The sequence below is a fragment of the Halomonas rhizosphaerae genome, assembly GCF_030010555.1.
Taxonomy (GTDB): Bacteria; Pseudomonadota; Gammaproteobacteria; order Pseudomonadales; family Halomonadaceae; genus Halomonas; species Halomonas rhizosphaerae.
Map to the genome: position 1 here is coordinate 1 of NZ_JASCQP010000041.1, position 21,887 is coordinate 21,887.

Consider the following 21,887-nt stretch of genomic DNA (forward strand, 5'->3'; position numbering starts at 1 on the left):
GTCCTCGAGGCGATGCTCGAGGCCGGCGTCGACGTGGTGCGCCTCAACTTCTCCCACGGCAGCCCCGATGACCACCGCCGCCGCCTCGAACGGGTCCGCGCCATCGCCGACCGCCTGGGGCGCAGCGTCGCCGCCCTGGGCGACCTCCAGGGCCCCAAGATCCGCATCGCCCGCTTCAAGGCGGGCGCCGTGGAGCTCGAGGAGGGGCAGTCCTTCATCCTCGACATGGGCCTGGGCAGCGACCAGGGCGACGAGACCCGCGTCGGCTGCGACTACAAGACCCTGGCCGACGACGTCGGCCCCGGCGACCGCCTGCTGCTCGACGACGGCCGGGTGGTGCTCGACGTCAACCGGGTCGCCGACCACCTGATCCACACCAGCGTGGTGGTAGGCGGCACGCTCTCCAACAACAAGGGCATCAACAAGCAGGGCGGCGGCCTCTCGGCCCCGGCCCTCACCGAGAAGGACAAGGCCGACCTGGAGACCGCCGTGGCGATCGGCGTCGACTACCTGGCGATCTCCTTCCCGCGCAGCGCCGCCGACATGGTCGAGGCTCGCAAGCGGCTCGGCGAGGCCGGCCGCGAGATCGGCCTGGTGGCCAAGCTGGAGCGCGCCGAGGCGGTAGCTGACGACGCCACGCTGGACGCCATCATCCGCGCCAGCGAGGCGGTGATGGTGGCGCGCGGCGACCTGGGCGTGGAGATCGGCGACGCCGCGTTGATCGGCACCCAGAAGCGCATCATCAAGCACGCCCGCACGCTGAACCGCGCGGTGATCACCGCCACCCAGATGATGGAGTCGATGATCGAGTCGCCGCTGCCCACCCGGGCCGAGGTGTTCGACGTGGCCAATGCGGTGCTCGACGGCACCGATGCGGTGATGCTCTCCGCCGAGACCGCCGCCGGCGACTTCCCGGTGGAGACCGTCGCGGCCATGGACCGGGTCTGCCTGGGCGCCGAGCGCGAGCGGCGCATCCAGGAGTCCGGCCACCGCATCCACGAGGGCTTCAGCCAGGTCGACGAGACCATCGCGCTCTCCGCCATGTACGCCGCCAACCACCTCGCCGGGGTGGCCGCCATCGCCTGCATGACCGCCTCCGGCTACACACCGCTGATCGCCTCGCGGATCAGCTCGGGGCTGCCCATTGTCGGCCTGGCCCACAACCCGGTGGCCCAGCGGCGCATGGCGCTCTATCGCGGGGTGGTCTCGCTGCCCTTCGACACCAGCGAGATGTCGGCCGCCGAGCTCAACGACCGGGCGCTGCAGCGGCTGGTGGAGCAGGGCATCGCCGAGCCCGGGGACCACGTGATCCTCACCCGGGGCGACCACATGAACGCCCATGGCGGCACCAACACCCTGAAGATTCTCGACGTGACCCCGGTACATCGCCGTGCCTGAGGCATGGATCCTGTATACAATGAACCTGTTTGATGTGGTCATTCCGTTCACGGGATGAGACGCTGGCGGCAGGAACAGGCAGGGGGCAGCTCATGCACGAGTGGCAGGAGGAGGTGCTGGCCGAGGTCAGGGCCGGGCGTCGCATCAGCGACCGGGATATCGTCGACAAGGTGCGCCGGGCGGTACTGATGCAGCGCCTGCCGCCCGGTACCCGACTGCCGGAGGTGACCCTCGGCGAGGTCTTCGGGGTCAGCCGCTCGGTGGTGCGCAAGGCCCTGACCCGGCTTGCCTCCGAGCACGTGGTGGACCAGCGTCCCAACCAGGTGGCGCGGGTCCGTGCGCCGAGCATCGAGGAGACCCGCGAGACCTTCGCGGCCCGCCGTCTGGTGGAGGGGGAGGTGGCCGCGCTGCTGGCGGGCCGGCTCGATGCCGCCTCGCGGGAACGGCTTGCGGCGGAGGCGCGGGGCGAGATCGAGGCCCACGGGCGGGGAGACGAGCCGGCCCGCATCGAGCATTCCCTGGCCATCCACCACCTGCTGGCGGCGCATTCGCCCAACCGCGTGCTGGGGGCCATGCTCACCGACCTGATCCTGCGCACCTCCATCGTCATCGCCCTCTACAAGCGGCCGAACCTGGCCTCCTGCTTCCTGGAAGGCGATCACGCGGCGCTGCTGGCGGCCCTCGAGCAGGGCGATGCCGAGGCGGCCCGGGAGGGCATCCGGCATCACCTGGAGAGCCTCGAGGCGCTGCTGGACCTGAGCCCCCGCGAGGCCAGCATCGACCTGATGGCGATCCTCGGGCGCTCAAGGGAGCAGGCCTGAGCGCCGGCATGGCCATGGCCTGACCCGCATCAAGGCCGCGGAGAGTTCCCCGGCCTCGCCTTGTCCCCCGGGGCACGCCTGGTCGACAATGCAGCGACCCTATCGCAATTCGGGAATTTCGCATGTTATCTCCCCTGCGCTGGGCCCTCGTCGCCTGGCTCGCCCTGACGACGCCTGCGGCCCTGGCCGAGGTGCCCACCGTGGCGGCGGCCTCGGACCTGCAGTTCGCCCTGACCGAGGCCGCCGAGCGCTTTCAGGACGAGACCGGGCGGGAGCTGCGCCTGAACTTCGGCTCCTCCGGCAACTTCATGCGCCAGATCCGCCAGGGCGCCCCCTTCGAGCTCTACCTCTCCGCGGACGAGGCCTATGTGCGGGCCCTGCACGAGGCGGGCCTGACCGAGGACGAGGGGGTGGTCTATGCCGTGGGCCGGCTGGCCTGGCTGCAGCCGGCCGGACGCGACGGCCTGCCCCATGACGATGACCCGCTGGCCGGCGTGCGCGAGGCCATCGACGCCCATCGGGCCGGGCAGGGCAGGCCGCGCATCGCCCTGGCCAATCCCGAGCATGCGCCCTACGGCGTGGCGGCCCGCCAGGCCCTCGAGCATGCCGGGCTCTGGGAGGATTCGGGCTCGCTGCGCATCCTTGGCGAGAATGTCTCCCAGGCCGCGCGCTTCGCCCTGGCGGACGAGGCCCGCGGCGGCCTGGTGGCCTGGTCCCTGGCGCTTGCGCCGGCACTGGCCGAGCGCAGTGAGCACGTGCTGATCCCCGAGGCGTGGCATGCGCCCCTGGTCCAGCGGATGGCGCTGATCGAGGGGGCCGGCGAGACCGCTCGCGCCTTCTACGCCTGGCTCCAGCAGCCGGCGGCCCGGGAGATCCTGGCGGCGTACGGTTTCCGCCTGCCGGACGGGGGCACCCCCCGCTGATGGACTGGACGGCGCTCTCGGTCTCGCTGCGCCTGGCGGGGCTGACCTGCCTGCTGCTGCTGCCGCTGGGGCTCTGGCTGGGGCGGACCCTGGCGCTCTCGCGCTTCCGCGGCAAGCCGCTGTGCGAGGCGCTGGTGGCGCTGCCGCTGGTGATGCCGCCGACGGTGCTGGGCTTCTACCTGATGCAGGCCTTCGGCGTGGAGGCGCCCTTCGGCGCTTTCTGGCAGTCGTTGACCGGCGGTGGGCTCAACTTCACCTTCACCGGGATCCTGCTCGCTTCGCTGGTGGCCAACCTGCCCTTCGCCGTGCAGCCGATCCAGCGCGCCTTCGAGTCGATCCCCCCAAACCTGCGCGAGGCCGCCTGGTGCAGTGGCCTCTCGCCGGGCCGCACGCTGTGGCGCATCGAGCTGCCGCTGGTGTGGCCGGGGCTGGTCTCGGCGCTGGCGCTGACCTTTGCCCATACCCTCGGCGAGTTCGGCGTGATCCTGATGGTCGGCGGGGCGATCGACGGCGAGACCCGCACCCTGGCCATCGCCATCTACGACCGGGTCCAGGCCTTCGACGAGTCCGGGGCCGCCATCATGTCGGCCATGCTGCTGCTGGTCTCCTTCCTGACCATCGGGGTGGTCTACGGCCTGGCAGGGCGCCGGAGGTGGCGCCGTGGCTGAGCCGGATCTGCCCGCAAGCCCGGCCCACCTGGCGGTGCAGCTGCAGCAGGCCGGGCCGATCCCGCTGGACGCCGACTTCCACTGTGAGGCCGGCGAGCTGCTGGCCCTGGTGGGCCCCTCGGGGGGCGGCAAGACCACCCTGCTGCGCGCCATCGCCGGGCTCTACCGGCCGGCGCGAGGCGTGATCCGCTGTGCCGGCGAGACCTGGTTCGACGCCGAGGCGGGGCACTCGCTGCGTCCCCAGCAGCGTCGCGTGGGGCTGGTGTTCCAGGACTATGCGCTCTTCCCGCACCTGGATGCCCGCGCCAACGTCATGGTGGCCCTGGATCACCTGCCCGCCGCCGAGCGCGGCCAGGCTGCTGAGCGGTGGCTGGCCCGGGTGCGCCTCGACGGCCTGGCCGGCCGGCTACCATCCGAGCTCTCCGGCGGCCAGCGTCAGCGGGTCGCCCTGGCCCGGGCCCTGGCCAGGAGTCCGCGGGTGTTGCTGCTCGACGAGCCCTTCTCGGCGGTGGACCAGGTCACCCGGCGCCGCCTTCAGCGCGAGCTCGCCCTGCTGCGCGAGGAGATCCGGATCCCCATCGTGCTGGTCACCCACGACCTCGACGAGGCCGCCGCCCTGGCCGACCGGCTCTGCGTGCTGCACGCCGGCCGCAGCCTGCAGCAGGCGCCGGCCGAGCAGCTCTTCCGCCGTCCGGCGAGCCCCGAGGTGGCGCGGTTGCTCGACCGCCACAACGTCTTCACCGGGACGGTGGTGGAGGGCGACGAGGGGCGCCGTCTGCAATGGGGCCCCTGGTGCCTGGAGGTCGCAGAGGGCCTGGCGGCCCTGATGCCCGGGAAGCGTGTCAGCTGGTACCTGCCGCCCTCGGACGTGGTCCTCCATCGTCGCGGCCGCCCCTCGCGGGGAGAGCGCGAGAACCCGGTCCAGGCTCGGGTGAGGGAGATGGCGGTGCTGGGCGGCATCACCTCCGTGGCGCTGGCCTTCGATCACTGCGACGATACCCTGCGCTTCGAGCTCCCCACCCATGCGGCACGGCGCAACGGCCTGGCCCGTGGCGAGGCGGTGGGGGTCTCGCTGCTGGCCGCCGGCATCCACCTGATGCCCGACGCCCCCATAAACCATCCCGAGATCTTCGATCGTTGAGGAAACCGCCATGAACACCATCCGACGCCAGCTGCTGCTGGGTCTGGCCCTGCTGCCCGCCGCCTCCCTGCTGCCGCGTGTCCTGCCCGCCGCCGGGCCCGATTCGGGGTCCGAGGCCCTCGAGTCCGTCCGCCTGGTGATCCACGGTGAGCAGGGCCCCCGGCGGCTGGAGGTGGAGGTGGCGCGCACCATCCCCCAGCGCAGCCGTGGCCTGATGGACCGCGATCAGCTGTCGCAGCAGGCCGGCATGCTGTTCCTCTACGACCGCCTCCAGTCCTCGCGCAACGGCTTCTGGATGTATCGCACGCGCATCCCGCTGGACATCGCCTTCATCGACGAGGCGGGCCGCATCGCCGAGATCCACCGCATGGAGCCATGCACTGCCTCCCGACCGGGGGAGTGTCCGGTGACCCGCCCTGCGGTGCCCTACCGGGCGGCCCTGGAGGTCAATGCCGGGGCCTTCGAGGCGATGGGCGTCGCGGCGGGTGACTGCGTCAGCTGGCCGGGCGACGGCGGGCTCTGTGCCGGGGCAGCGGCCCAGTGAGTCAGCCTGCGGGGCGGCGGAGGCCAACACGCAGCACGATCAGCGCCAGGCCTGCGATGACCAGCCCGCCCCCGGCGAGCTTGTGGGGTCCCAGGCTGTCGCCCATCAGTGCCGCCCCCAGCAGCACGGCCAGCACCGGCATCAGCAGGGTCAGCGGCACCACCCGGTTGACCGGGTGGCGACGCAGCAGGCCGTACCAGAGGCCGTAGGCCACGATGGAGGACATCACGGCGGTGTAGAAGACCGCTTTCCAGCCGGCCCAGCCAGCCTCGACCAGCGCCTGCCACTGGCCCTGCTCGAACCACCAGGAACCCAGCGCCACCTGGGGCGTGGCGAACAGTGCCACCCAGCCTGCCAACGCCATGGGCGAGACGTCGGGGCCGCGCTTGATCAGCAACTGCGAGACGGCCCAGCCCAGGGCGCTGGTCAGCAACAGGATCGTCGGCAGGGGGGAGGGCAGGGTGGGGCCACCGGCGAGCACCGCCACCCCGGCGAAGGAGAGCACGAGGCCGGCCAGTCGCCGGGGACCGAGGCGTTCCCGAAGGAATACCACGGCCAACAGGGTGGCGAAGGGCGTGCCCATCTGGACCAGCAGCGCGCCCGTGCCGGCCTCGGCCTGGCCCAGGCCGATGAACAGCAGGGCGAAATGCAGCGAGCCGAAGGTCAGCGAGAGCAGCAGCAGGAAGGGCAGCTGGTGTCGTGCCACCGGGTGGAAGGGCACCAGCAACCCGGCCACCAGGGCGAAGCGCAGCGTGGTCAGCAGCAGTGGCGGCAGTTCGGCCACCCCGAGCTTGATGACGATGATGTTCAGCGCCCAGATGACGATGACGGCGAGGCCCAGGGCCAGGTCTCGGAGTGGCACGGCGCCTCCTCGGGGTGGGAAGGGGAAAACGGCACAGCATAGCAAGTGCGTTGAACCCGGGGACAGGGCAGGGCCGCGTCCTGTCTTGCATGAACACGGGATGACAGGGCATCTTGATATCCGCGATGATGCCCACCTACAACGATGCCGGGCAGGCCCGATGTGGGCCTGCCCCGAGCCCGACACTGCAAGGACACGTCATGAACTCGTCTCGTCACCCGACCCGGCTGGCCGCCCTGGCCGCTGTCGCCGCCGTCTCCCTCTCGCTGTCCGTCTCTGCCGTTCAGGCCCGCGAGCTCTCCGTCTCCACCGTGCTCCCCGACGCCTTCCCCTGGGGCCAGGCCGCCGAGAAGTGGGCGGAGCTGGTCGCCGAGCGTTCCGACGGCGAGCTGACCCTGCGGGTCTACCCCAATTCCCAGCTCGTCAATGGCGACCAGACCCGGGAGTTCTCCGCCATGCGCTCGGGCCTGATCGATGCCGCGGTGGGCTCGACCATCAACTGGTCGCCCCAGGTGCCGGAGCTCAACCTCTTCTCGCTGCCCTTCTTCATGGCCGACCTGGACGCCGTGGATGCGGTAACCGGCGGCGCGGCGGGCGAGATGGTCTTCGCGGCCATTGAGTCCCGCGGCGTGGTGCCCCTGGCCTGGGGCGAGAACGGCTTCCGCCAGCTCTCCAATTCCCGCGGCCCCATCGACGAGCCGGCCGACCTCGAGGGCCTGAAGATCCGTGTGGTGGGTTCGCCGCTGTTCCAGGACACCTTCACGGCGCTGGGCGCCAACCCCACCCAGATGAGCTGGGCCGACGCCAAGCCGGCGCTGACCACCGGCGCGGTGGACGGCCAGGAGAACCCGCTCTCGGTCTTCGACGTGGCGCGCATCGACCAGGTGGGCCAGGAGCACCTGACCCTGTGGAACTACATGAATGACCCCCTGGTCTTTGCGGTGAACCAGCAGGTCTGGGACTCCCTCTCCGAGGAGGAGCGCACCCTGCTGCGGGACGCCGCCAAGGAAGCCGGCGCCTGGGAGATCGAGATGACCCGCGAGGAGGAGCCCGAGCGCCTGGCGGCGATCAAGGAGCGCGGCGTCACGGTCACCGAGCTCGACGAGGCGCAGCACCAGGCCTTCGTCGAGGCCACCGAGAGCGTCCACGACGAGTGGGTGCCGAAGATCGGCAGCGAGATCGTCGAGGCGGCCCGCGCCGACATGCAGGGGGAGTGATCTCCCCGAGCGCCCGTGCCATCGGCCCCTTGGCGGGGCCGATGGCGTTTCCCACCCCATGACGCCGCGACGCCCATGAAACGTCCCGACGCAAGACTCGAACGCCTGCTGGCGACCCTGGCGATCCTGGTCATCGGCTTGATTAGCCTGGCCAACGTGCTGGTGCGCTACCTCACCGGCGGCTCCTTCGCCTTCACCGAGGAGTTCTCGGTGTTCCTGCTGGTGGTGCTGACCTTCGCCGGCGCCTCGGTGGCCCTGCGCCGCAACGGCCACATCCGCATCGGCCTGCTGGAACGCGCCCTGCCCGGGGCCGCGCGCAAGGCGCTGATCCTCTTCCAAGGCGGCTGTGGGCTCGTCGTGCTGGGGCTGATCACCTGGTATGGCGCCAGGATGACCTGGCAGGAGCTCCAGTGGGGTTCGCTCTCCCCGGGGCTGGGGCTGCCGCAGTGGTGGTACCTCGCCTGGCTGCCGCTGCTCTCGGGGCTGATGCTGCTGCGCCAGGTGCAGCAGACCCGCGATCGACTGCGCGGGAGGCTCGAGGATGAGTCCTGATCTCTGGATGCTGCTGGCCTTCGCCGTACTGCTGGTCGCCGGTGTCCCGGTGGCCTTCTCGCTGGGGCTGGCGGGTGCCGCGGGGATACTTGCCGGACTGTCGCCGGCCATGCTGGCGACCCTCGGCACCAACACCTATAACAGCATCGCCAAGTACCCGCTGATCGCTATCCCGCTGTTCATCCTCACCGGCCTCATCTTCGAGCGGGCCGGGGTGGCCGCGCGGCTGGTGCGTTTCGCTCAGGCGCTGATCGGCCCGCGCCACGGTGGCCTCGCCCTGGTCGCGGTGCTGGTCTGCATGATCATGGGCGGAATGAGCGGCTCAGGCCCGGCGGATGCCGCCGCGGTGGCCATGGTGATGCTGCCCAGCATGACCAGGGCCGGTTATCCCAGGCCCTTCTCGGCGACCCTGATCGCCGCCTCGGCCTCCACGGCGATCCTGATCCCGCCGTCGGTGGCGCTGATCCTCTACTCCATCGTGGTGCCGGGGGTCGACCTGCGGGCGCTGTTCGCCGCGGGACTCTTTCCGGGCATCCTCGCCGGACTGGCGCTGCTGGGGCCGGCGCTGCTGGTCTCCCGTCGCTTCGGCTGGGAGGGAGGCACGCCCGCGGAGGGGGCGGAACATCCGCGGGTGGGAGAGAGCTTCAAGCAGGCGCTGCCGGCGCTTTTCGCCCCGGTGCTGATCCTCGGCGGGCTGCGCAGCGGGCTCTTCACCCCCACCGAGGCGGCCGTGGTGGCGGTCGCCTATGGCGCCCTGGTGGGGCTCTTCCTGACCCGGGAGATGAGCTGGCGGGACCTCTGGGGGCTGCTCGGCGAGGCGGCGGTGATCTCGGGCGTGGTGATGCTGATCATTGCCCTGGCCGGCATCTTCGCCTGGGCCGGCACCATGCTCGGCACCTTCCGTCACCTGGCGGAGTGGATCGTCGGCCTCTCCGACAGCGGCCCCCTGTTGCTCGTGCTGATCATGCTGGCGGTGCTGGTGGCCGGCATGCTGCTGGATGCCATCTCCATCTACCTGATCATGATGCCGATCCTGATCCCGGTGATGCAGCACTTCGGCTGGAACCCGGTGTGGTTCGGTATCCTGCTGGCGATGAACATCGCCATCGGCCAGTTCACGCCGCCGGTCGCGGTGAACCTGATGGTGACCACGGAGATCGCCAAGGTCCGCCTGGAGCAGACCGTGGGCTGGGCGTTGCTGTTCGTGGCGGCCATGGCGGGCGCGCTCGTGCTGGTGGCGGTGTTCCCCGAGATCGCCCTCTGGCTGCCGCGAGTGCTGGGCTACAACCTCGGTTAGCGATCCTTACTCTTGGCTGCTCTCCAGGGACTTCAGGATGCGCCGATGGAGTGCGGTACTGTCGGCATCGAAGAGCACGAAGCGCACCCGCTCGATGCCCGGGCACCCGGGCAGCGTCTGCAGCACCGTGGCGAGCGCCACGCGGGCGGCCTCTGCCGGTGGGTAGCCGAAGGCCCCGGCGGAGAGCGCCGGGAAGGCGATGGAGCGGATGCCTTCGCGCTCGGCCAGTTCGAGGGCGTGGCGATAGCAGGCGGCCAGCAGTTCGTCGGCGGGCTCGTCGACGCCGTAGACCGGCCCCAGGCAGTGGATGACGTGGCGGTTGGGTAGCCCATGGGCGCCGGTGATCACCGCCTGGCCGGGCCGGATCGGCGCCAGCGGGCGGCACTCCTCGGCGAGCCCGGGGCCCGCAGCGCGATGCAGGGCGCCGGCCACACCGCCGCCGCTGCGCAGCTGCGCGTTGGCGGCATTGACCACAACGTCGATGTCGGCCTGGCGGGCGATATCGCCCTGGATGCATTCGATGGTGCCCATCTCGCTTCCCTCCTGGCGGCTGATGTGGTTCAGTCTGGCCGCCAGAGCGGCAGGACTTCAAGGTCATCGCGGCGATCCCGGGCCAGCGGCAGGCGCGCTCGCGCTGCCTTCACCACCTGCTTCTCCAGGGTCAGCCAGCGCCACTGCTCGTCGCTGCCGAAGGGAAGGGCAGGGTGGTCGTCGTCCACCAGCGGCGGGCAGAACAGCGACTGTCCCCAGGCCTCTCCGGCACGGTTGAGGCTCAGCCAGTAGAGCTGGTTCTCCATGGCGCGCGTGGTGACGAAGGCGTGCCAGCTGGCGAAGCTGAAGTCCCGGGTGAAGGCCACCGGGTGCAGGATCAGCTCGGCGCCCGCGTCGGCCAGGCGTCGGGCCAGTTCGGGGAAGCGCAGGTCGTAGCAGATCACTACCCCGACCCGCCAGCCGGCGACCTCGCTGACCAGCAGCCGTTCGCCCGGCGAGAAATGGGCGGCCTCACCGGAGGCCCCGAACTGGGCGCAGTGAAGCTTGTCGTAGACGCCGGCCAGGCGGCCGTCGGGGCCGGCCAGCACCTGGCTGATATGGCGCCGGCCACCGGCGCGCCGGGCCATGCCGAAGGCGATGGTGGTGCCGAGTTCCCGGGCCAGGTCGGCGAAGGTCGTGACGACCGGCCCCGCAAGGTCGTCATCCAGGGCATCCAGGCAGGCGAAGGCGTCGTCCCCGTACTCCTGGGCGGCCAGCTCCGGCAGCACGATCAGGTCCGGTGTGCCGTTGGCGCAGGCGGCCCGCATCCGCTCGGCGAGGCGGTGCAGGTGAGTGAGCTGGTCCTCCCGACAGCGGGTGCGGGGGATGGCGATCTGGCCGGCGAGTATCTGCATGCGGGCTCCTGTTGCGACCCATGGGCGCACCGCGCGGCATCCGCCGGGGCGCTGGCGTAGAATTCGCAGTCTACCCCCTGTCCCTTCCCCCTGTCCGGCGTCGCCGATGCCGTTTCCCGCGCGTTTCGCCCCGCTGGTGTTTGCCGCGCTGATGATTCGCCACCCCCGGGAGCGTTGCTGAACCGGATCACCCTCGCCACTCTCAGCATTGCACATTCGTTGCATTTATCTGTCATAGGCGTGACATTCGTTGCAAATCGACGCAGAAACTTGCAGCGACGACAGCGACCCTGTACCAATGGCCACCCCCCGAACCACTCGCGGTGCCCCGGTTGCTTGCCGGCGCAGCGGATGATCGCATCCGCCGTGCAGGGCCCCCATGGCCGCCCCGCCGCCGCACAACGACATCAGGAGGTGGCATGAACCAGCGCGTGAACATCGATCTCGAAGATTCCCGGGCCGAGGCCTTCGAGGCCCGCCAGTTCAAGGTCTATACCCACCGTCAGCTGGACAGGATCGAGGCCATCCAGCATCTGCCTGACGACCTGCGTTTCGACATGCGGGTGGTCAGCCAGGTGCTGCCGTTCCGGGTCAACGAGTACGTGATCGACGAGCTGATCGACTGGAACAACGTGCCCGAGGATCCGGTCTTCCAGCTTACCTTCCCCCAGCGCGGCATGTTGCTTCCCGAGCACTTCGAGGAGGTGGCCGCGATGGTGCGCCGCGACGCCACCGCCGCCGAGATGAAGCCGGTGATAGAGCGCATCCGCTCCGAGCTCAACCCCCACCCGGCGGGGCAGATGGACCTCAACCTGCCGCTGCTCGACGGCGAGCCGCTGCCGGGCATGCAGCACAAGTACCGCGAGACGGTGCTGTTCTTCCCCAGCCAGGGACAGGTGTGCCACAGCTACTGCACCTTCTGCTTCCGCTGGGCGCAGTTCGTCGGCGACAAGGAGCTCAAGTTCGCTTCCAGCGAAGCCGACTCGCTGCACCGCTACCTGGCCGAGCACACCGAGGTCACCGACCTCTTGATGACTGGCGGCGACCCCATGGTGATGAAGGCCAAGCACCTGCGCCAGTACCTGGAGGGGCTGATGGCGCCGGAGCTGGACCACGTCCAGGACATCCGCATCGGCACCAAGAGCCTGACCTTCTGGCCCTACCGCTTCGTCACCGACCCCGACGCCGAGGATATCCTCGACCTGTTCCGCGAGCTGACGGCGGCCGGCAAGCACGTGGCCTTCATGGCGCACTTCAACCACTGGAAGGAGATGGACACCCCCATCTGCCGCGAGGCGATCCGGCGTATCCGGGCCACCGGGGCGGAGATCCGCACTCAGGCGCCGCTGCTCAAGCACATCAACGACGACGCCGACCAGTGGGCGAGGATGTGGACCACTCAGGTGCGCCTGGGGATGATCCCCTACTACCTGTTCGTCGAGCGCGACACCGGCGCCCGCCACTACTTCGAGGTGCCGCTGGTGCATGCCTGGGAGATCTACCGCGAGGCGATGAAGCAGGTGCCGGGCCTGGCGCGCACGGCTCGTGGGCCTTCCATGTCTGCCGATCCGGGCAAGGTGGAGATCCAGGGGGTGACGGAGATCCATGGCGAGAAGGTCTTCGTGCTGCGATTTATCCAGGGCCGCGACAGCGACTGGGTGCAGCGGCCGTTCTTTGCGAAATACGACGAGGCCGCCACCTGGCTTAACCACCTGGAACCGGCGCTGGGGGAGAGCGCGTTCTTCTTCGAGGCCGAGTTCGCGGCCATGAAGGACGAGAAGCAGGCGCTCATCATGAAGGCGTCGTGAGGCGTGCCATTCCTTTCGATGAGGCGGCGTGCGTGAGAAGAGGCGGTAAAAATTAACGCTCACTCAACGTGCTCAGGGGTCTAGACTCCAACTTATGGAAAAAGGCCTCATCAAGCGCCCGCTTTTTTCGCTAAAGTAGGAGAGGGCGGCAAAGCCGCCGGCGGTCGCGTCACGGGGCTGCCATATCGGAACCCGTTTGCACAACACAAGAGGTGTGTTCATGAAACGCCATGCATTCTCTGCAGCTGCCTTCACCGGCGCGCTCCTGGGGGCCGCGATGTTCGCCTCGCCGGCCATGGCCCAGGACGAAGAACAATTCATTACCATCGGGACCGGGGGCCAGACCGGTGTATATTATGTGGTCGGCCAGTCGATCTGCCGCCTGGTGAACCGCCTGGAAGACGCCAACATCAAGTGCAACGCGCCCTCCACCGGTGGCTCGGTGGCCAATATCAACGGGATCAAGTCCGGTGAGCTGGATATGGGGGTCGCCCAGTCCGACGTCCAGTACCAGGCCTACAACGGTACCGGCAACTTCGAGGGTGAGCCCTACGAGGACCTGCGCGCGGTGTTCCGCGTGCACGGTGAGCCGCTGACCCTGCTGGCCCGTGCCGATTCCGGCATCGAGACCCTCGACGACCTGGAAGGCAAGCGCGTCAATATCGGCAACCCGGGCTCCGGCCAGCGCAACACCATGGAAGTGGTGATGGAAGCCAAGGGCTGGACCGAGGACACCTTCTCGCTTGCTTCACAGCTCGATGCCGCCGAACAGGCGGCGGCCCTGGCCGACAACAACGTCGACGCCATGGTCTACGTGGTGGGGCATCCCAACGGCTCCATCCAGGAGGCGACCACTACGGTGGACTCCCGCCTGATTCCGCTGAATGACGAAGCCATCGATGGCATCGTCGAGGAGTTCCCCTACTACACCAAGTCGGTCATTCCCGGCGGCCTCTACAAGGGCAACGACGAGGACGTCGAGACCTTCGGTGTGGCCGCGACCTTCGTGACCACCGCCGAGGCCGACGAGGAGGTCATCTACCAGACCGTCAAGGCGGTATTCGACAACTTCGATCGCTTCAAGCGCCTGCATCCGGCCTTCGAGAACCTCGACCAGGAAGAGATGGTCAGCGAGGGGCTTTCCGCACCACTGCATGACGGGGCGGCACGTTACTATCGCGAGCAGGGCTGGATCGAGTGATCCGGTTCGTCTGAGGTGATCACACCTCGGTGAAGAATGCGCGGTCACCCGAGGGGGCCGCGCATTCTGTATTGGGATGCCGGACGGCATCGTGATGTGAGACCCCAGGTCAAACGAGACAGAGCAGGGTACGCTTATGACTGAGGATAAGGACAACAAGAGGGCCGCGGGATCCGAGGTCGATCTGGAGGATATGGTCGCCTCGACCGACTCGGGCGCCCGCAAGCCGGCCGGCATGCCGGGCAAGCTGCTGGTGAGCATTGCCGCCGCCTGGTCGCTCTTCCAGCTGTGGATCGCGTCTCCGCTGCCCTTCATTCTGGGCTTCGGCGTCTTCAACGCCACCGAGTCCCGTTCCATCCACCTGGCCTTCGCGCTCTTCCTGGCCTACATGGCCTATCCGGCACTCAAGCGCTCGCCCCGTGACCGCATCCCCGTCCAGGACTGGGTCCTGGCGGCGGCGGCGGCCTTCTGCGGCGCCTACATGTTCATGTTCTACGAGCAGCTGTCCCAGCGTCCCGGCGCGCCGATCCTGCAGGACGTGATCATCGGCGTGGCCGGCATCCTGCTGCTGCTCGAGGCCACCCGCCGAGCGCTCGGTCCGCCGCTGATGATCGTGGCGTCGGTATTTCTTCTGTACAGCCTGGCCGGCCCCTGGATGCCCGGTATTCTCTCGCATGGTGGGGTCAGCCTCTTCGGCCTGATCAACCACCAGTGGTTGACGACTCAGGGGGTCTTCGGCATCGCGCTGGGGGTCTCGACCAGCTTCGTCTTCCTGTTCGTGCTGTTCGGTGCCCTGCTCGACAAGGCCGGCGCCGGCAACTACTTCATCAAGGTCGCCTTTTCGCTGCTGGGGCACTACAAGGGTGGGCCCGCCAAGGCCGCCGTGGTGGCGTCGGCCATGACCGGGCTGATCTCCGGCTCGTCGATCGCCAACGTCGTGACCACCGGTACCTTCACGGTGCCGATGATGAAGCGCGTCGGCTTCTCCGCCGAGAAGGCCGGGGCCGTCGAGGTGGCGTCTTCGGTCAATGGTCAGATCATGCCGCCGGTGATGGGGGCCGCGGCCTTCCTGATGGTCGAGTACGTGGGCATCTCCTACGTGGAGGTGATCAAGCATGCCTTCCTGCCGGCGCTGATCTCCTACATCGCGCTGGTCTATATCGTCCACCTGGAGGCCATGAAGGCCAACATGCAGGGGCTTCAGAGCAGCAATCCGCCCAAGCCGCTGGTGCGCAAGGTGATCGGCTTTCTCGGTGGCCTGCTGCTGATGATGATCACGGCACTCGTGGTCTACTACGGCCTGGGTTGGCTCAAGCCGGTGCTGGGCGATGCTACGCCCTGGGTGGTGGCGGTCGCGCTGACGGTGGTTTACGTCGCGCTGCTCAAGCTGGCAGCAGGTTACCCAGAACTGGAGCTCGACGATCCGGATACCCCCATCTACAAGCTGCCCCAGACCAAGCCTACGGTGCTGGTGGGGCTGCAGTACATCCTGCCCGTGATCGTGCTGGTCTGGTGCCTGATGGTGGAGCGCCTCTCCCCCGGGCTCTCCGCCTTCTGGGCCACGGTGTTCATGATCTTCATCATCCTCACCCAGCGCCCCATTACCTCGATCTTCCGCGGGCGCGGCGACATGGCGGCGGATCTCCGCGAGGGCGTCCTGGACCTGTGGAACGGCCTGGTCACCGGTGCCCGCAACATGATCGGCATCGGCATCGCCACCGCCACGGCCGGCATCATCGTCGGTGCGGTCTCACAGACCGGCGTCGGCCTGGTGCTGGCCGAGGTGGTGGAAACCCTCGCCATGGGCAATCTGATGCTGATCCTGCTGCTCACCGCGGTGCTTAGCCTGATCCTCGGCATGGGGTTGCCCACCACGGCCAACTACATCGTGGTCTCGGCGCTGCTGGCGCCGGTCGTCGTGCAGCTTGGGGCGGAGAATGGTCTGCTGGTGCCGTTGATCGCGGTGCACCTGTTCGTGTTCTACTTCGGCATCATGGCCGATGTCACGCCGCCAGTGGGGCTGGCGTCCTTCGCGGCGGCAGCGGTCTCGGGCGGCGACCCGATCCGCACCGGTTTCCAGGCCTTCTACTACAGCCTGCGCACCGCGGCGCTGCCGTTCCTGTTCATCTTCAACACCGACCTGCTGCTGATCGATGTCTCGCCCCTGCAGGGCGTGGTGATCTTCGTGGTATCGACCATCGCCATGCTGATCTTCGCCGCGGCCACCCAGGGCTTCATGATCACCCGCAACCGCTGGTACGAGTCCATCGTGCTGCTGCTGGTGGCCTTCACGCTGTTCCGGCCGGGCTTCTGGATGGACATGATCCACGATCCCTACGAATCCGTGCCACCCGCGCAATTCGTCGAGGCCCTGGGCGGTGTCGATGAAGACTCCACCCTGCGCTTGCAGATTGCGGGTCTCGATGCATATGGCGAACCCATGACCACCTACATGACCCTGCCGGTTCCGGAGGGCGAGACCGGCGAGGAGCGCCTTGAGAACCTGGGCCTGGAGCTGATCGTCGAGGATGAGACAGCGGTCGTCGATATGGTGGCCTACGGCAGCCAGGCCGAGGACATGGGGTTCGACTTCGACCAGGAGATCATCGAGGTGCTGGCCCCGGTGGACCGCTGGACCAAGGAGCTGATGTGGATTCCGGGCTTCCTGGTGTTCGGTCTGATCGTAGTGATGCAGCGCCGGCGGCGTGATCGCAGTGCCGCCGTGGCCTCAGCCTGAAGGAGAGAGCGTCATGTACCAAAAGATCATGTTGCCGGTAGATCTCAACGAGGAGGCCTCCTGGACCAAGGCGCTGCCGACGGCGGTAGCGCTGTGCCGCAGCTTCGGCGCCACCCTGCATGTGGTGACGGTGCTGCCGGACTACCGCATGCCACTGGTCGGCTCCTACTTCCCCAAGGACTTCGCCAAGAAGGCCCATGAGGCGATCTCCCAGGCCCAGCACGAGTTCATCCGCGACCATGTGCCCGAGGACATCACGGCCCAGAGCGTCATCGTCGATGGCTCGCCCTGGGAGGCCATCATCAAGGCGGCGAAGAAGCTCGAGGTGGACCTGATCGTCATGGCCTCCCACAACAAGCGCAAGTTCGCCGACTACGTGCTCGGGCCCAATGCCGAGCATGTCGTGCATCACTCCAAGATCTCGGTGATGATCGTGCGCTGATCGGGACCGCCACCTTCTGTAGTACCCCGCGAACGCCTCCTCCCGATGGAGGCGTTCGCGTATGGGGCTGCTGTCCCCGGTACTGAACCTCCGGGCGAGGCAGGGAGCGAGACAGATGACCACGGACCAATGGAGATACATCGGTCGTGCCTGGCTGATGCCGGTGATGCTGCTGGCAACGCTCGGCCTGCTGCTCGCCTGGTGGTTCCAGGAGGCCGGTCGACTGGACTGGGTCGACGGCCTCGGCCGCATGCAACTGGGGATCCTGGCGAGTCTGGTGGCCGGTCTCTTCACCCTGGTGGGGGCACTGCCGGTGCTGCTGTTCCAGCGCGTCAGCTTCCGTGTTCAGGATTCCCTGCTGGGCTTCGGCGCCGGGGTGATGCTGGCGGCGACTGCCTTCTCCCTGGCGGAGCCTGCGATCAACGAGGCCCAGCGCTATGTGCCTGATGTGCTGGGTGCGTCTCTGCTGGTGTCCCTGGGTATCGGTCTCGGTGGTCTGGCCGTGCTGCTGCTGGACAAGCTGCTCCCCCACGAGCACTTCGCCGTGGGCAAGCAGAGCGGCGCCGAGGCGGCCCGCATCAAGCGTATCTGGTTGTTCATCTTCGCCATCTCCATCCACAACCTGCCTGAGGGGCTGGCGGTAGGGGTCAGCTACAGCACCGGCGACATCACCGGTGGCCTGGCCATCACCATCGGCATCGGGCTGCAGAACATGCCGGAGGGACTGATCGTGGCGATCGGCCTGATGAGCATGGGCTACAGTCGCTGGACCGGCCTCGGCGTGGCCCTGCTCACCGGGCTCGTCGAGCCGGTCGGTGGGACCTTCGGTGCCGTGGTGGTGACCGTCGCCGCCTTCCTGCTGCCGCTGGGGCTGGCCTTCGCCGCCGGGGCCATGCTGTTCGTGATCAGCCACGAGATCATTCCCGAATCCCACCGCAAGGGCCACCAGACCTACGCCACCATGGGGGTGCTGGTGGGCTTCGTGCTGATGATGACCCTGGGCAAGACCTTGGCGTGACGCCTGTGCCGCCAGGACATTTTGCGTTGAGTGCCGTGATGCAACACACCCTGCGGGATTGGCTGCCGTCGTCTACATTAACCAGATGTTAAGAGATGAAGGGCGCATTACGGCCGCGTGTCGAAATGTGGCCTTGAACCGGCCCGGCAGTACCGGGACTCAACAGGCGGCAAACAGGGGTGTGACCATGAATGCAGCGACGTCACGAGAGCATGGCAAGGGTGCTGCGCCCAATGTCAGGATCAGCATTCGGTCGGTGGGCATGGATAAGCCGCGAGCCTGGCTGGCAGCAGGATTCGAGGATTTTCGCCAGGCCATGGCGGTCAGTCTGGCCTACGGTATGTTCTGGGTGGGCTTGAGTGTTGCCGTCACCGCCGGCGCCTTCACGCTGGGCCTCTGGCACTGGCTGCTGCCGCTGATCGCCGGCTTCATGTTCCTCGGTCCGCTGGTGGCGGTGGGCTCCTATGGCATCAGTCGTGCTCTGGAGGCGGGGCGTGCCCCCAACCTGGGCGATGCCTTCGGCGGCTGGAAGGGCCATGCGGGGCAGCTGGCGATGATGGGCGTGATGATGATGATCTTCTTCCTCGCCTGGATCCGCCTGGCCACCCTGCTGTTCGCGCTGTTCTTCGGCTTCGAGGCCCCGAGCCCCGAGACGCTCTACACCTCGCTGCTCACCACCATCGACGGGCTGATGATGCTGGCGGTGGGCACCGCGATAGGCGCCGTCCTCGCGTTCGGCGCCTTCACCATCAGCGTGGTGGCCATTCCTACCCTGATGGACCAGGACCTGACCTTCATGGAGGGCATTGAGGCCAGCATCCGTTCGGTGTCGAAGAACTTCCGCCCGATGCTGTTATGGGCGGTGATCCTCACCGGCTGCGTGCTGGTCGGGGTGATGACCTTCTACATCGGCCTGGCGCTGATCCTGCCGGTACTGGGCCACGCCAGCTGGCACGCCTACGAGGACCTGGTGCGCATCGAACCGATGGAGGAGCTGAAGAGCTGACGTGATCTGTCGGGCAGGTACGAGAGACATCAGGGGGCGCTTGGCGCTCCCTGATGTTTTTGCATGATGCCCTCCTGACCTCCGAGGTCGAATCGCGTACTCTTGCTGCACCTTTACAGTCCGCAGGAAGCCTGCCGATGCTGACCGGTATCCCCCTTCGTCCGCTCGTACTACTGCTCTTGGCCCTGGTGCCGTTCTCCATCGCCCTGGCCTCGCCGCTGCCGACACCCAAGGGGACGGTGCTCCTGACCCTCAGTGGTGACATCGCCAATGCCAACGTGGGCGACGAGGCGCATTTCGACCGGGCGATGCTCCAGGCCCTGCCGACGCGAGTTATCGAGACCCATACGCCCTGGCATCGCGACAGGGGACGCTACGAGGGGCCGCTGGTTCGCGCCCTGCTCGAGGCGGTCGGTGCCGATGATGTCGAGCAGGTGCGCATCCGGGCCCTCAACCACTACGAGGCGGAGGTGCCGGTGTCGGACTTCCGGCGCCACGACGTGATCCTGGCCATGACCCGCGACGGCGAGTCGCTGACCATCCGCGAGTACGGGCCGCTGTTCGTGCTCTACCCCTTCGACGAGCATCCCGAACTGCTCACCGAGGCCATCCGATTCCGCTCGGTGTGGCACGTCGAGCAGATCATCGTGCCCTGAGCCTGGCCGGCCGCGGAGACCCGAAGTGCTGCGCTATCCTCTGCGTCTCAAGCTGGGTGCCATCGCTGCCCTGGTGTTCTTCGCCGCCGCCCTGGTGGTGGTCGGCCTGGTGGCCTGGCGCCAGGACAGCCTGGCCGAGAGCGTGGGGGGTGATGCGGCCTGGCACGCCTACAAGCTCGACCGGGATACGGTGCAGCTACGCAGCTTCCTTGCGCGACCCGACCTCTCCCGCGAGTCGCTTCAGGCCCTGCGCCTGCGCTTCGAGCTGCTCTACAGCCGTCTCACCCTGCTGCAGGATGGCGACATCACCGAGCTACTCGGCAACATCCGTGTGGCCGAGCAGCTGATCCCGGAGATCGAGCGGCACCTGCAGGCCCTGGATGAGCAGATCCGTGGCCTGGAGCGCCTCGACGATGACGCCCGAGGCAGCCTGACCCAGCGTCTCGAGACCCTGGGCGGCGTGACCGAGCGGTTGATCATCGCCATCAATGGCCACCTGGCCGAGACCACCACGCGAGAACGGGAGCGGCTGCAGACCCTCTATGGCGTGTTGCTGCTGCTGATCCTGGCCATGAGCCTGGCGGGCTCGCTGGTAGTCGCCTTCCTGTTTCGCGAGGCCCGCGACAATGCCGCCGCTCGGCGGGACCTGGAGTCGCTGAGCCGCGAGCTGGAGGTCACCGCCCGACAGGCCGAATCGGCCAACCGTGCCAAGTCTGAGTTCCTGGCCACGGTCAGCCACGAGATCCGTACCCCCCTCAACGGCGTCATCGGCATGAGCGACCTGCTGCAGGGCCAGCCGCTTCCCGACCGGGCGCGTCACTTCGCCGATACCATCCATGACAGTGCCCGGCTGCTGCTCGAGTTGATCAACGACATCCTGGACTTCTCCAAGATCGAGGCCCAGCGCCTGGAACTCGAGGCGCGCCCATTCGCCCTCGGCGAACTGGTCGATGGCGCGATCTCGCTGTTCGCGCCCCGGGCCGAGGCCAGGGGCATTCACCTCGCATGCGAGCTCGATCCCGGGCTGCCGCCGTACCTCCTGGGAGATGCCGGTCGACTTCGCCAGGTGCTGCTCAACCTGCTCTCCAACGCCATCAAGTTCACCGAGCAGGGGGAGGTGCGCCTGAGGGTCCGTGACGAGGGAGACGGGCAGGTGCTTTTCGAGGTCATCGATACGGGCGGCGGCATCGCCCCTCGCCGCCAGGCCCAGCTGTTCGAGCCCTTCCAGCAGGGTGACCCCTCCACCGCCCGACGCTTCGGCGGCACCGGCCTGGGGCTGGCCATCAGCAAACGGCTGGTGGAGGCCCAGGGGGGGCGTATCGGGCTTCAGAGCGAGGTGGGCCACGGCAGCCGTTTCTGGTTCCTGCTGCCATTGAGCGTGGCGGACAGCGGCGAGCAGTCGGAGGAGACGGTGGCGTCTCTTCCCGAGCAGAGCGTGGCCGACGCCCGGCTGCTGGTGGTCGAGGACAACCCGGTCAACCAGCAGGTTGCCCGCGCCATGCTCGAACGGCTGGGGTGCCGGGTCAGCGTGGCCGACACGGCGGACGCGGCGCTCCTCCAGGCGGGCCGGGAGCGCTTCGACCTCATCTTCATGGACGTGCAACTCCCCGGCATGGACGGGCTGGAGGCGACGCGCCGGCTGCGTGCCCGCGGCGGCTGGTCGGCCGAGGTGCCGGTGGTGGCCATGACCGCCGGGGGGCCGGGTGGGGACCAGGCCCGCTGCCTGGCGGCCGGCATGAATGGTTACCTCACCAAGCCCCTGTTCCAGGACGCCCTGATGGCGACGCTGCAGCGGCATCTGAGTCCGGCGGGGACGATGCCCGGCGTCGGGCGTCCTGCTGCCACGGCGGGGAAGGGGACGGCCGGCCAGACGCTGGAGGCCGCTACCCTCACGGCACTGGGCGAGAGCCTGGGCGAGCAGGGACTGGCCGCCCTGATCACCCTCTTCCGGCAGCAGGCGGCAGAGCACCTGGACGGCCTGGAGCAGGCCGTGGCGGAGGGGGTACCACGCCGGGTCGAGTATCTCGCCCACCAGCTCAAGGGGGAGGCCTCGAGTCTTGGCGCGGTGAAGGTGGCCGGGCTGGCCGCACGGCTGGAGCGCCTGGGCCGGGAAGGACGACTGGACGAGGTGGCAGTTGGCCTGGGTGCCCTGCATCGTTGCCTGGCCCAGACCCTGACGGCGCTGGAGGCCTGGATGCAGGGCGAGTGACT

General features: G+C 68.3%; 20 protein-coding genes. 17 read left to right on the forward strand and 3 right to left on the reverse strand.

Annotated features, from left to right (window positions below; genetic code table 11):
- From pyk to QLQ83_RS17295, 6 genes are all read left to right on the forward strand, one after another.
- Positions 1-1,398: pyruvate kinase (pyk, locus tag QLQ83_RS17270; protein ID WP_282736753.1), on the forward strand; the 1,398-nt coding region annotated here is incomplete at its 5' end.
- A gap of 92 nt (positions 1,399-1,490) precedes the next feature.
- A complete protein-coding gene (locus QLQ83_RS17275; protein WP_282736754.1) occupies positions 1,491-2,219 on the forward strand; it encodes a GntR family transcriptional regulator in 729 nt (242 codons plus the stop codon).
- A 122-nt stretch (positions 2,220-2,341) separates the two neighbouring features.
- Complete coding sequence (gene modA / locus QLQ83_RS17280; protein ID WP_282736755.1) at positions 2,342-3,142, forward strand: molybdate ABC transporter substrate-binding protein; 801 nt, start codon at positions 2,342-2,344, stop codon at positions 3,140-3,142.
- The gene (modB, locus tag QLQ83_RS17285) at positions 3,142-3,810 is read left to right on the forward strand and encodes a molybdate ABC transporter permease subunit (protein WP_282736756.1); all 669 of its coding nucleotides are present in this window, start codon (positions 3,142-3,144) and stop codon (positions 3,808-3,810) included. Before modA ends, modB begins: the two co-directional genes overlap by 1 nt.
- Entirely contained in the window at positions 3,803-4,951 is a 1,149-nt protein-coding gene (locus QLQ83_RS17290) for an ABC transporter ATP-binding protein (protein ID WP_282736757.1), read from the forward strand. The genes modB and QLQ83_RS17290 overlap by 8 nt, the downstream gene beginning before the upstream one ends.
- Before the next feature lie 10 nt (positions 4,952-4,961).
- Positions 4,962-5,495 carry a DUF192 domain-containing protein gene (locus QLQ83_RS17295; protein ID WP_282736758.1) on the forward strand — a complete coding sequence of 178 codons (534 nt, stop codon included), beginning with the start codon at positions 4,962-4,964 and terminating at the stop codon, positions 5,493-5,495.
- Between the two features lies 1 nt (position 5,496).
- On the opposite strand, the gene QLQ83_RS17300 is transcribed toward QLQ83_RS17295, so the two are convergent.
- Positions 5,497-6,357: a DMT family transporter gene (locus QLQ83_RS17300; protein ID WP_282736759.1), complete on the reverse strand. Its 861-nt coding sequence runs from the start codon at positions 6,355-6,357 to the stop codon at positions 5,497-5,499.
- A 200-nt stretch (positions 6,358-6,557) separates the two neighbouring features.
- On the opposite strand from QLQ83_RS17300, the gene QLQ83_RS17305 reads away from it, so the two are divergent.
- The 3 genes from QLQ83_RS17305 to QLQ83_RS17315 all read left to right on the forward strand — a co-directional run bounded on the left by QLQ83_RS17305 (position 6,558) and on the right by QLQ83_RS17315 (position 9,423).
- Positions 6,558-7,574 carry a DctP family TRAP transporter solute-binding subunit gene (locus tag QLQ83_RS17305; RefSeq protein WP_282736760.1) on the forward strand — a complete coding sequence of 339 codons (1,017 nt, stop codon included), beginning with the start codon at positions 6,558-6,560 and terminating at the stop codon, positions 7,572-7,574.
- Between the two features lie 75 nt (positions 7,575-7,649).
- Entirely contained in the window at positions 7,650-8,126 is a 477-nt protein-coding gene (locus tag QLQ83_RS17310) for a TRAP transporter small permease (protein ID WP_282736761.1), read from the forward strand.
- Positions 8,116-9,423: a TRAP transporter large permease gene (locus tag QLQ83_RS17315; protein ID WP_282736762.1), complete on the forward strand. Its 1,308-nt coding sequence runs from the start codon at positions 8,116-8,118 to the stop codon at positions 9,421-9,423. The genes QLQ83_RS17310 and QLQ83_RS17315 overlap by 11 nt, the downstream gene beginning before the upstream one ends.
- A gap of 6 nt (positions 9,424-9,429) precedes the next feature.
- Here QLQ83_RS17315 and QLQ83_RS17320 read toward each other — a convergent pair whose 3' ends face one another.
- Together QLQ83_RS17320 and QLQ83_RS17325 are read right to left on the reverse strand one after the other, a co-directional pair.
- Positions 9,430-9,954 carry a macro domain-containing protein gene (locus tag QLQ83_RS17320; protein ID WP_282736763.1) on the reverse strand — a complete coding sequence of 175 codons (525 nt, stop codon included), beginning with the start codon at positions 9,952-9,954 and terminating at the stop codon, positions 9,430-9,432.
- Positions 9,955-9,983: 29 nt separating this feature from the next.
- The gene (locus QLQ83_RS17325) at positions 9,984-10,808 is read right to left on the reverse strand and encodes a carbon-nitrogen hydrolase family protein (protein WP_282736764.1); all 825 of its coding nucleotides are present in this window, start codon (positions 10,806-10,808) and stop codon (positions 9,984-9,986) included.
- Positions 10,809-11,227: 419 nt separating this feature from the next.
- Here QLQ83_RS17325 and QLQ83_RS17330 point away from each other — a divergent pair, with 419 nt between their 5' ends.
- The 8 genes from QLQ83_RS17330 to QLQ83_RS17365 all read left to right on the forward strand — a co-directional run bounded on the left by QLQ83_RS17330 (position 11,228) and on the right by QLQ83_RS17365 (position 21,885).
- Complete coding sequence (locus QLQ83_RS17330; RefSeq protein ID WP_282736765.1) at positions 11,228-12,616, forward strand: KamA family radical SAM protein; 1,389 nt, start codon at positions 11,228-11,230, stop codon at positions 12,614-12,616.
- A 220-nt stretch (positions 12,617-12,836) separates the two neighbouring features.
- Positions 12,837-13,817, forward strand: coding sequence for a TAXI family TRAP transporter solute-binding subunit (locus QLQ83_RS17335; protein WP_282736766.1), 981 nt, complete (start codon positions 12,837-12,839; stop codon positions 13,815-13,817).
- 136 nt (positions 13,818-13,953) lie between these two features.
- Positions 13,954-16,554 (forward strand): TRAP transporter permease, encoded by a 2,601-nt coding sequence (locus tag QLQ83_RS17340; RefSeq protein WP_282736767.1) that lies wholly within the window; start codon positions 13,954-13,956, stop codon positions 16,552-16,554.
- A 13-nt stretch (positions 16,555-16,567) separates the two neighbouring features.
- Entirely contained in the window at positions 16,568-16,996 is a 429-nt protein-coding gene (locus QLQ83_RS17345; RefSeq protein ID WP_282736768.1) for a universal stress protein, read from the forward strand.
- Between the two features lie 115 nt (positions 16,997-17,111).
- Positions 17,112-18,014, forward strand: coding sequence for a ZIP family metal transporter (locus QLQ83_RS17350; RefSeq protein WP_282736769.1), 903 nt, complete (start codon positions 17,112-17,114; stop codon positions 18,012-18,014).
- Between the two features lie 187 nt (positions 18,015-18,201).
- Entirely contained in the window at positions 18,202-19,020 is an 819-nt protein-coding gene (locus tag QLQ83_RS17355) for a DUF2189 domain-containing protein (RefSeq protein ID WP_282736770.1), read from the forward strand.
- A gap of 137 nt (positions 19,021-19,157) precedes the next feature.
- Positions 19,158-19,676, forward strand: a complete 519-nt coding sequence (locus tag QLQ83_RS17360) for a putative pterin-binding protein (protein WP_282736771.1) — start codon at positions 19,158-19,160, stop codon at positions 19,674-19,676.
- 25 nt (positions 19,677-19,701) lie between these two features.
- Positions 19,702-21,885, forward strand: a complete 2,184-nt coding sequence (locus QLQ83_RS17365) for an ATP-binding protein (RefSeq protein ID WP_282736772.1) — start codon at positions 19,702-19,704, stop codon at positions 21,883-21,885.
- The last annotated feature ends 2 nt before the right edge of the window (positions 21,886-21,887 follow it).

Bases quoted from the DNA above. Each gene is read 5' to 3' on its own strand.
- QLQ83_RS17275 (WP_282736754.1), top strand. From the start codon at position 1,491: ATGCACGAGTGGCAGGAGGAGGTGCTGGCCGAGGTCAGGGCCGGGCGT.
- modA (WP_282736755.1), top strand. From the start codon at position 2,342: ATGTTATCTCCCCTGCGCTGGGCCCTCGTCGCCTGGCTCGCCCTGACG.
- modB (WP_282736756.1), top strand. From the start codon at position 3,142: ATGGACTGGACGGCGCTCTCGGTCTCGCTGCGCCTGGCGGGGCTGACC.
- QLQ83_RS17295 (WP_282736758.1), top strand. From the start codon at position 4,962: ATGAACACCATCCGACGCCAGCTGCTGCTGGGTCTGGCCCTGCTGCCC.
- QLQ83_RS17305 (WP_282736760.1), top strand. From the start codon at position 6,558: ATGAACTCGTCTCGTCACCCGACCCGGCTGGCCGCCCTGGCCGCTGTC.
- QLQ83_RS17310 (WP_282736761.1), top strand. From the start codon at position 7,650: ATGAAACGTCCCGACGCAAGACTCGAACGCCTGCTGGCGACCCTGGCG.
- QLQ83_RS17315 (WP_282736762.1), top strand. From the start codon at position 8,116: ATGAGTCCTGATCTCTGGATGCTGCTGGCCTTCGCCGTACTGCTGGTC.
- QLQ83_RS17320 (WP_282736763.1), bottom strand. From the start codon at position 9,954: ATGGGCACCATCGAATGCATCCAGGGCGATATCGCCCGCCAGGCCGAC.
- QLQ83_RS17325 (WP_282736764.1), bottom strand. From the start codon at position 10,808: ATGCAGATACTCGCCGGCCAGATCGCCATCCCCCGCACCCGCTGTCGG.
- QLQ83_RS17330 (WP_282736765.1), top strand. From the start codon at position 11,228: ATGAACCAGCGCGTGAACATCGATCTCGAAGATTCCCGGGCCGAGGCC.
- QLQ83_RS17335 (WP_282736766.1), top strand. From the start codon at position 12,837: ATGAAACGCCATGCATTCTCTGCAGCTGCCTTCACCGGCGCGCTCCTG.
- QLQ83_RS17340 (WP_282736767.1), top strand. From the start codon at position 13,954: ATGACTGAGGATAAGGACAACAAGAGGGCCGCGGGATCCGAGGTCGAT.
- QLQ83_RS17345 (WP_282736768.1), top strand. From the start codon at position 16,568: ATGTACCAAAAGATCATGTTGCCGGTAGATCTCAACGAGGAGGCCTCC.
- QLQ83_RS17350 (WP_282736769.1), top strand. From the start codon at position 17,112: ATGACCACGGACCAATGGAGATACATCGGTCGTGCCTGGCTGATGCCG.
- QLQ83_RS17355 (WP_282736770.1), top strand. From the start codon at position 18,202: ATGAATGCAGCGACGTCACGAGAGCATGGCAAGGGTGCTGCGCCCAAT.
- QLQ83_RS17360 (WP_282736771.1), top strand. From the start codon at position 19,158: ATGCTGACCGGTATCCCCCTTCGTCCGCTCGTACTACTGCTCTTGGCC.